This window comes from Halomonas sp. AOP13-D3-9, assembly GCF_052379125.1.
Taxonomy (GTDB): domain Bacteria; phylum Pseudomonadota; class Gammaproteobacteria; order Pseudomonadales; family Halomonadaceae; genus Vreelandella.
Genome location: NZ_JBQSYH010000014.1, coordinates 156717 through 166358, shown reverse-complemented (window position 1 = coordinate 166358; position 9642 = coordinate 156717). Strand labels below are relative to the sequence as shown.

General features: G+C 58.1%; 8 protein-coding genes. 4 read left to right on the top strand and 4 right to left on the bottom strand.

Features of this window, described 5'->3' with window-relative positions:
* Positions 1–47 precede the first annotated feature (47 nt).
* Entirely contained in the window at positions 48–1376 is a 1329-nt protein-coding gene (locus ACT3UM_RS16510; protein ID WP_498900535.1) for an OmpP1/FadL family transporter, read from the bottom strand.
* 265 nt (positions 1377–1641) lie between these two features.
* On the opposite strand from ACT3UM_RS16510, the gene ACT3UM_RS16505 reads away from it, so the two are divergent.
* The 4 genes from ACT3UM_RS16505 to ACT3UM_RS16490 all read left to right on the top strand — a co-directional run bounded on the left by ACT3UM_RS16505 (position 1642) and on the right by ACT3UM_RS16490 (position 5731).
* Entirely contained in the window at positions 1642–2070 is a 429-nt protein-coding gene (locus ACT3UM_RS16505; RefSeq protein ID WP_498900533.1) for a MerR family transcriptional regulator, read from the top strand.
* Complete coding sequence (locus tag ACT3UM_RS16500) at positions 2067–4655, top strand: heavy metal translocating P-type ATPase (RefSeq protein ID WP_498900531.1); 2589 nt, start codon at positions 2067–2069, stop codon at positions 4653–4655. The genes ACT3UM_RS16505 and ACT3UM_RS16500 overlap by 4 nt, the downstream gene beginning before the upstream one ends.
* A gap of 198 nt (positions 4656–4853) precedes the next feature.
* Positions 4854–5213, top strand: a complete 360-nt coding sequence (locus tag ACT3UM_RS16495) for an XRE family transcriptional regulator (RefSeq protein ID WP_498900529.1) — start codon at positions 4854–4856, stop codon at positions 5211–5213.
* Positions 5210–5731, top strand: coding sequence for an RES family NAD+ phosphorylase (locus ACT3UM_RS16490; protein ID WP_498900527.1), 522 nt, complete (start codon positions 5210–5212; stop codon positions 5729–5731). The genes ACT3UM_RS16495 and ACT3UM_RS16490 overlap by 4 nt, the downstream gene beginning before the upstream one ends.
* Before the next feature lie 13 nt (positions 5732–5744).
* On the opposite strand, the gene ACT3UM_RS16485 is transcribed toward ACT3UM_RS16490, so the two are convergent.
* The 3 genes from ACT3UM_RS16485 to thrC are packed head-to-tail and all read right to left on the bottom strand — an operon-like array spanning position 5745 to position 9640.
* Entirely contained in the window at positions 5745–6374 is a 630-nt protein-coding gene (locus tag ACT3UM_RS16485; protein WP_280105551.1) for a YitT family protein, read from the bottom strand.
* Between the two features lie 43 nt (positions 6375–6417).
* Entirely contained in the window at positions 6418–8229 is a 1812-nt protein-coding gene (locus tag ACT3UM_RS16480) for a single-stranded-DNA-specific exonuclease RecJ (RefSeq protein WP_498900524.1), read from the bottom strand.
* Between the two features lie 22 nt (positions 8230–8251).
* Entirely contained in the window at positions 8252–9640 is a 1389-nt protein-coding gene (gene thrC, locus ACT3UM_RS16475; RefSeq protein ID WP_498900522.1) for a threonine synthase, read from the bottom strand.
* Positions 9641–9642: the final 2 nt, after the last annotated feature.

Genomic DNA, 9642 nt, shown 5'->3' with positions numbered 1-9642 from the left:
AAAACCCGGCGTGCGCCGGGTTTCATTGGGGTTTAGCTCTCTCAAGCTTAAAAGCGATAGGTTAACTGCGCACCAAAACCGTGGGCTTCGTTTTTGTAGTCGGCTGAGTAGGACGCGCCGCCTGCACCTTGGAGCAGATCGTTACGATCCTGTTCAACAAAGGTGCCGCGCTCCGTGAGATAGGAGTACGCCACGTCAATGGTCATATCAGGCGTTGGGCTCCATCCTGCCCCCAGCGAGAAAATACGCCGATCGTCAGAAGGAATACGCACGCTGCGGTCTTCATCATTGGTGGGTGTAAAGTCCAACGTTACCCCAGCACGAAGCGCTAATGTCTTCGTTAACTGATACTCGCCGCCAGTGGCAAACGCCCAGGCATTTGAATAGTTCTGAACTTCTCGGGTAATCGTATCACCTTGGCTTCCGGTAACCAGAATTTGATCAAACTGGCTCCAGCGAACCCAGGACGCCCCGAACATCAGCTTGAGACGATCGGTCATCTGCTGGGTCACGGAGAAGTTAACCGTCTCTGGGGTGGTTAAATCCAGGTTCGCGGTATCTGAGCGAAGGACATTACCCAGCGGGTCGGTAGCGCTAAAATCACCTTCCAGGGTGTAATCTACCTTTGAGCGATAGGTCAGGCCCAAGGTGGTTTCAGGCACCGGTCGATAAATCACACCCAGGTTATAACCCCAGGCTTCATCGTCACCATCCACCCGAGAGTCGATGTCGGCAGCTGGATTAAACGTAGCCTCAGAGGGTAGCTGGCGACGCAGTTCCCCCTCCACTTGGTTGTAGGTAATACCCGCACCAACCGACCATTGATCGTTAAAGCGATAAGAAACCGTCGGCTGCGCACTGATCACTTTGACTTCGGTATAGTCGCCAAAATAGCGTCCCTGGAAATCATCTTCGTAGTCGGTTTTGGAGCCAAAGGGTGCATACACCCCGAACCCAAACGCTAACTGATCAGTCACTGGCTGCGCATAGAACGCAAAAGGAATGGGAGTGCCAGGCACCATATCGCCATCATTCCCCCCAGGAATGCTGCCGATGGGAATCTGATTGCCATTGGGGGCGCCGCCAGCGGCCACGCCCGAATCAATAAAGCGGCTAGCTTCGACATTAGAAAGATCAGTATTTACGTTTAGATAGGTTCCCCCAACCGTCACTTGCGCACGATCCAAAAACGACATACCTGCAGGGTTACCGTACACGATCGTGGCATCATGGATATTAGAGCTGCGCCCGGCATGGCCATAGCCCTGCCCACTCACGCTCTGCTCGTTGACTTGATACCCGCCCGCGTGGGCTTGGCTGGCGAAGGCGGCTGTAATGGCAGCAGCCAGGGTGAGCTTATTAAATTTATTATTCATAGTGGGCCTCTCTTCCCGATGATCCCGTGGATACCGACGATCCACTCGCTTTATTTTTACATGACTGTTTTCTCGCAACTGAGCCAAAGGTTCAAGGGCAAACGTTCGTTTTATTTTATTTTTGACTTATACATTAGTCGCACGGTCGTTTTAAATCAGTGTTTTAGTCATCTTAGCTTATTGCACAAAGTCGCCCTTGACCTATGGGTAACCCATAGGTTCTACACTAAAGTGGTTACTATTTAACCGGTCGGGAGAACAGGCCATGAAAGTTAACGAGCTTGCTAAACGAGGCGGTGTTACCGCCGAGACCGTGCGTCACTACGCTCGTGAGCGGCTACTTGCTCCTCAGCGCCACCCGGATAACGGCTATCAGCTATTTTCAGATACCGACTTAGAGCGGCTGCGCTTTATTCAGCGGGCACGCAAGCTCGGTTTTAGCGTGGCGGAGATTCGCGACATCCTGACCCACGCCGACCAAGGAGACTCCCCCTGCCCCTTGGTACGCGACTTACTCGCCAGCCGCCTGCCACAAATCCGCGCACGTATTGCCGAGCTGGAAGCGCTAGCCGAACGAATGGAACAGGCCATGGAGAGTTGGCAGCAGATGCCCGACGGTTCCCCCGACGGCCACAGCGTGTGCCGCCTGATTGAGAGTTTTCCTGACGCCACGTCTACCAAGGAGACCCCATGAGCGACGCCTCTACCGAAGCCGCCTCAAGCGTAAGCCCTGCAAATGGAGCCACCACGCGAACCATCCCCGGCATGAATTGCCAGGGCTGCGTCAAGCGTATGCGCGAGGCGATTCAAAGTGGTGACCCTGAAGCAGACGTCACCGGCATGCCTAGCGAAAAACGCCTCGAGGTTGTTTCGACTCTAACCGACGCCGAGCTTGATCAACGCTTGACCGCGGCGGGCTACCCGCCAGGCGAAGCAGCTCTGGAGGAAGCAGCCCCAGACGATGCTGATAATCAGCCAGAAACCGCGGCACCCGCTGATGCCGAAGCTGAAAAAACCGCAAGTGCTCACTCCCAGTCTCAAGGGCAAGGCAAGAAACAGCGCTTGGCGATTAGTGGGATGACCTGCGCCAGCTGCGTCAACAGCGTGCAGAAAGCACTAGAGCGCACTGAGGGAGTCGACACCGCCAGCGTCAATTTTGGCACCCACTCCGCCCAGGTATTTGGCAGTGCCGAGACCCAAGCGTTAATCGCCGCCGTTGAGTCAGCCGGCTATGGCGCCGAACCGATTGTGGATATGCGGGAAGCAGAACGCACTCGTGCAGAACAGGACGCCAAGACGTACCAAAAACGGCTGCGCGGAAGTGCCATCTCGCTGGCACTGGCGGTTCCGCTGATGATGAGCATGTTTTTTTTCCATCCCCACCCGATGGGCATGGGGCGTCTCTACTGGCTGGTGATCGGCTTATTAACCTTGGGCATTTTGGCCTTCCCAGGACGCCACTTTTTCGTCAACGCCTGGAAGCAGTTTAAGCACCACCAGGCCAATATGGATACCTTGGTCGCTATGGGCACTGGCGCCGCCTGGCTATATTCCATGGCCGTGGTGCTGTTTGCGCCGTGGTTACCCGAGGTTGCCCAGGGCATCTACTTTGAAGCCTCAGCGATGGTGATCGGGTTGATTCTGCTCGGCAATGCCATGGAGCTACGCGCCCGGGGCCGCACTAGCAACGCGCTAAAGCGCCTGCTCGATCTGCAGAGCCGCACGGCGCGGGTGATTCGCGACGGTCACGAGCAAGAAGTGGATATTGACGCTGTGCGTGCTGGCGACCACGTACGGGTACGCCCCGGCGAGCGCTTACCGGTGGATGGTGACGTCGTTGAAGGCCAAAGCCATATCGATGAGTCGATGCTTACCGGCGAGCCACTCCCCATCGCCAAAAACGCAGGGGATGAAGTCAGCGCTGGCACGGTGAATGGCAAAGGCGGCTTGATCTATCGCGCCACGCGGGTGGGCACCGACACTCGCCTGGGGCAGATTACCGAACAGGTAGCGAGCGCCCAAAACTCGCGCCCACCGATTGGCGAGCTAGCCGACCAGGTCTCCAGCGTTTTTGTACCTGCGGTAATGATCATTGCCGTATTGACGGCCCTGGTGTGGTTCAACCTAGGGCCCGCTCCCCAGGTGATCCATATGCTGGTGACGGCGACCACCGTGCTGATTATTGCTTGCCCCTGTGCGCTGGGTCTGGCGACGCCGATCTCGACCATGATCGGTGTCGGTAAAGCGGCGGAGCACGGGGTGCTGGTGCGCAGCGGCGAGGCGCTGCAAACCGCCAGCAAGCTGACCACGCTAGTAGTCGATAAGACCGGCACGCTCACCCAGGGCAAGCCCAGCGTTACCGATGCGCAAATGTTTGGCGTGGAGCAATCCACCGTGCTGGCGCTGGTCAACGCGCTTGAGCGCGGCTCCGAACACCCACTGGCGGCGGCGTTAATGACCTACGCGGATGAACACAACGCCAACCCTGCCGAGATTAATGGTTTCGACAGCGTGACTGGTGGCGGGGTAAAAGCCCAAACTGCCGACGGCAAAGCATTGCTGCTGGGCAATGCGCGTCTGTTAAGCGAAGCCGGTGTGGATCTCAAGGCAGCTGAAGAGCAAGCACGCGCTCTAGAGGAGCAGGCCCGCACGCTGGTGTACTTGGCGGTAGATGGCAAACTGGCCGCCCTATTTGGCATCAGCGACCCGCTTCGCCACGACACCGCGGCCGCCATCAAGCGCCTGCAAAAAGATGGCTTAACCATCGTCATGCTAACCGGCGATAACGAGCACACCGCCAAGGCGATTGCTCAAGAAGTAGGCATTGATGAGTACCGCGCAGGCCTGCTACCCGAGGACAAGCACGCCGAGATTGAGCGCCGTCAAAAGGCGGGAGAAATCGTTGGCATGGTGGGCGATGGCATCAACGACGCCCCGGCGCTGGCCCGGGCAAATGTGGGGTTTGCGATTGGCCAAGGCACCGATGTGGCCATTGAGAGCGCGGGTATCACGCTAATGCGCGGCTCGCTGCACGGGGTGGCGTCAGCCATAGAGATCAGCCGCGCCACGCTGCGCAATATCAAACAGAACCTGGTAGGCGCGTTTGGCTACAACCTACTGTGTATTCCCATTGCTGCGGGGGTGCTCTACCCGCTCACCGGCATGCTGCTCTCACCGATGATCGCGGGCGCTGCCATGTCACTCTCTTCCATCACCGTGGTGAGTAACGCCAACCGCTTGCGCCTCTGGAAGTCACCCAGCCAGGAGGACGTCGCATGAGTCTATTGATCAACTTGGCGGGGCTTGGGCTTATCGCCGCTATCGTGTGGTGGTTCTGGCTTAGCAAAGCTGGCTGAGCCAACGTCTTCAACTTTCGTTTCGCCACACTTATCGCCACGCGTTTACAACTGCCGTTTTTTACAAATGCCTTATTGTCACCCATAATGACGTAAACATACGCCTATATAGGTGACATTTATGAGTCCTGACATCAACAGCGTCTTGGATCATGAAGGTTTTATTATCACCGACGCGCTCCTTGACGAGTTGCATATTACCAAACGTGAGTTCGCCCATGCGATTGGGCTTAGCCACAACGCCATCATCCGTAAAGACCGTCTCCGCGCCGTCTCCACACAGCAGCGCCTGCGCCAAACTATGGAAATACTTAAGCGCATTGAACCCTGGGCGGGGTCGATAAGCGCCGCATGGTCTTGGTATCGCAGCTACCCTATCGCGCCGCTGGGGGATTTCACCGCTGAAGAACTGGTTAGTCACGGGCGGGCGGATGATGTCCGCGCCTACCTCTCCCACATTGCCGAGGGAGGCTATGCGTGAGTCTGCTGGCACTTGGGTTTCAATACACAGGGCTGGTCTATCGTGGGCACAACCCCAGATGGCAGCATGCACCCACATCAGGAGCAGGCGCCGCACGCAACGGCGGCCGCTGGAACCCCGTTGACCTGCCCGCGCTGTACACCAGTGAGCGGTTCGAAACAGCCTGGCTTGAGGCTCAACAAGGCTTTCCCTTTAAGACGCAACCGCTGACGCTGTGCAGCTATGAGGTAAATTGCGGTCCGATTCTCGATCTCTGTGACCCAGCTATCCAAACGCGCGTTCGACCGCATCCAGAGAGCTGGATGCAGGAAGCCTGGTTAGATAAGAAAATAAGGCGCGAGCCCGTTATCGCCTGGGAAGTCGCGGAGCAGTTGATCACGATGGGATTCGCGGGCATTCGAGTGCCGTCCCAAGCCAAGGGAGCGACCCATCGAGACGTTAATATTGTGTTCTGGAAATGGTCGCACCAAGTGCCTACCAAGGTCTGCGTGATAGACGATGAAAAGCGGTTGTCTTAAGCAATGCCTCCTCTCAGCTCACCCCAATATAACGCCCTGGCTTATGGTTCAGAGCGATAATCAGGTTGAGCGTCAGCGCCCCCAGCACCGAATAGCCCACGCGATCCAGCGGTAGCTGGGTCAGCGCAATCAGCAGGATAACGCCGTCGATGGCCAATTGAACGTAGCCTGCACGAAAGCCGTGTTTATCCTGCAAGTAGAGCGCGAGAATATTGATACCGCCAAGGCTCGTGCGGTGGCGAAACAGCATCAGCATACCGATGCCCATCAGCGCGCCGCCCATTAAGGCGGCGTAGATCGAGGGCACACTGGCAAACTGCACCCAGCCCTGGGTTAGCTCGGAAAACAGCGAGACCAAGCCGATGGCGGCGAAGGTCCGCAGGGTAAAACTCCAGCCCATGCGCTTCACCGCCAAGTAGTAAAACGGCAGGTTAATGGCAAAAAAGTACACCCCAAAGCCCCAACCGGTCACGCTGCTGGTCATGTAGCTCAACAGCAGCGCCAAGCCTGCCGTACTGCCGGTCAGTAGCACCGCATGGGTGTAAAAGGTCACTCCCAACGCGACAAAGAACGTGCCCAGCAGCATCGCCATGACATCTTCGTAGGGGCGATGTTGATCCTTGGGTAAATCTTCCACGCGCATAGGGCGTCCTTACATGAGTTGTTGACGTTATTAAGTGCTTTGTTTAGATAGGACTGGCGTGCTCGACCATTAATTGCAACGTTTCCCGTCCACGCCAACGGTTGAGATTAAGCTTATAGGCGCAGTGCAGCGTATCGCCAACGCTAAACCCAGGCAGTTCCCCCGGCGTTAGGGCGCGAAACCAGATCGCTTTACAGGTCACCGGGCCAGTTGAGAGCTCCAGCATCAGGTGCGCGCCATCTGCCCCCACCGGACGCAGCGCTTCGACAATAAAGCGCCCTTCAAACAGCGGCGGGTCGAATTCCCGTCCGTAGGGACCAAGCGTTTCGATCTCCTGCAAGGTGGTCAGCGAAAGCTGCGCCGTGGAAAGCTCGCCATCGGTCCATAACCGCGGATAGAGCGTCCGCCCGCCCAGCTGCTCGCCTACTGCCTGCAGGAAAGCCGCTTTAAAGGCATCAAGCTGATCCCGAGGCACGCCCACGCCTGCTGCGCCACTATGGCCGCCAAAGCGTGGTAACGTCTGAGGAGCAAGCTCAAAGGTGCGCTGTAGTGCATCGCGCAGGTGCAGCCCATCAATCGAACGCCCGGAACCCGTGAGCATACCCGGCGCCGACGCCTGGGTAAGCACCAACGCTGGGCGACCATAAGCCTGTACCAAACGTGAGGCAACAATGCCCTGCACGCCTGGGTGGCCATCTTCCAACAGCACCACCACGGCGGGCTCGTCGGCGGTTAACGCACTTACCGCCAGGGTACGCGCCTCGGCAGCCATATCAGCCTCAATCGCTTTGCGGGACTGGTTATCCTGATCCAAAACGTCGAGCTGGCGATTGGCGACGCCATCGTTCTCGGCGAGCATAAAGTGCAGCGCCGCGTAGGGGTCGTCCAGCCGCGAACGGGCATTAATGCGTGGCCCCATCTGAAACGCTAGCGTCTCGGCGTTAAACGGCACGCTGTCAGCGCCCAGGCGGGTAGCCATCGCCCGCCAGCAAGCCGCATCCATGCGATTAATCAGTTTTAAACCTTGATTGACCACTGCACGGTTCGCTGGACTGCCGCCCAGGGAGACACAATCCGCCACGGTGCCCAAGGCTACGTAAGAGAGCCAAGGCGAAAGCTTGGGCGTCGATTCCGACAGCGCTCCCCACTCAATCAGCACACCGCGGGCGAGCGACATCAATAGCCACGCCACCATACAGCCGGCGATGGTTTTATCAGGATACTCGCAGTCATCCCGGGTAGGATTAACGCAGGCAAATGCCGAACTTGGCGGCCCCTCAATGGGCAGCGCGTGGTGGTCACTCACCACCACATCGATACCCGCTGCCTTAAGGCGTGCGATGCGGGGCTCATCAGAGCTACCGCAGTCAGCGGTGATGACCAGGGTGGGAAACGGCTTTTGCGCCAGCGTGCGTTCCACCAGCGGCAGGCTAATGCCGTAGCCGTCATGAATACGGTGGCCAATCAGGCTGTGTAGTTTGCCTTCCGGCACGCCGAATAACTCCACCAGGGTGCGCCGGATCACCACGTGGGAGGTGATGCCATCCACGTCGTAGTCGGTAAGGATACCAATCGCTTCGCCTTCCGCTACTGCTTGGGCAATGCGCTCGGCAGCGCGGCGACCGTCGGCGAGTTTTTCCGGATGGGCCAGATAGCGCAGGCTGGGGGCAATTAACGGCGCAAGCTCACCGCTGTAGCCCGGCAACCGCGAAGCCAACAGCCGCGCCTGCAGCTCGCTTAAGCCTTCTGCTTGGGCACGGGCATAGAGCGCCTCGTCCACGGGACGAGGCTCTAAGCGCGGCCTGCTTGTATTAGAAGACAGAGTGTTATGGGGCAAATCGATCACTGAGGTCATCGGTGTCTCAACGAACGGGCATTCAACGCCGGTTTTCCACGACAAACTGCTGCACAGCGGCAAGCTCGGCGGGCAACACGGTATAGCGCTCTTCCCGCTCAATCAGGTCTTCCATATGCGGCGGCAGTGGCACGCCCAGGAAGCCCGCTTTGACAACGGCTTCGGCAAACTTGGCCGGGTGCGCAGTGGCCAGCGTTATCATCGGCGTTGATTGATCTGCGCGGGCGCGCTCGGCGGCACGGTAGCCGGTGGCGGTATGCGGGTCGAGCATTTCGCCGGTGCGCTTATGGGCGTCGCGAATCGCTTCCAGAATCGTTGCATCGTCCACGCTGTAACTGGAAAACTTCTCGCGCAGCTTGGCCAGCGGCGCATCGGCCAACGCCGTCGGCTCCTGCTGGAAGCGTTCAAGCAGTGCTGCGACGGCCAAACCATCACGGTCATAGGCGTCAAACAGGAGGCGCTCAAAGTTGGACGACACGACGATATCCATGGAGGGCGCCAGCGTTGCCGCCAGCTCTTTTTTGGAGAAGTCGTTGGCGGCCAACGTACGGTGAAGAATATCGTTGGCGTTGGTGGCGATGATGAACTGCTTCACCGGCAACCCCATCTTATAGGCCATATAGCCTGCAAAGACGTTACCAAAGTTAGCCGACGGCACGCAGAAGCTCACCTCCCGGTGCGGCGCGCCCAAGGCAACACCTGACGCAATGTAGTAAACGATCTGCGCCATAATGCGCGCCCAGTTGATCGAATTCACTGCGACCAAACGGGTACCGTTGAGGAACGACTGGTCGGCAAAGCTGGCCTTGACCATCGCCTGGGCGTCGTCGAAATTGCCTTCAATGGCAATGTTAAAGACGTTATTGGCCAGCACCGAGGTCATTTGCCGACGCTGTACTTCCGAGACCCGGTTGTGCGGGTGCAGGATAAAGATATCCAGGTTGTCGCAGTGGCGACAGCCCTCAATCGCCGCTGAGCCGGTATCGCCGGAGGTCGCGCCCATGATCACCGCGCGCTCGCCGCGCTTTTTCAGGAAGTGATCCAGCAGGCGGCCGAGCAGTTGTAGCGCCACATCTTTAAACGCCAGCGTTGGGCCGTGGAACTGTTCAAGCAGGAAATGATTGGCGTCCAACTGCTTGAGCGGTAGCACGGCGTCATGATTGAAGGTCGCATAGGCCTCGGTGACGATGCTGTGGAACGTCGCGTCGTCAATTTCACCATTCACAAACGGCTTCATCACTCGGAAAGCGATTTCCGCGTAGGGGAGCCCGGCCATGTCGGCCAGCTCTTCGCGGGAGAATTCTGGCAGGGTTTCCGGCACATAGAGACCGCCGTCGCTGGCCATACCGGTGAGCACCACTTCCTCAAAGGAGAGCGCGGGTGCCTGCCCACGCGTGCTGATATAGCGCATCT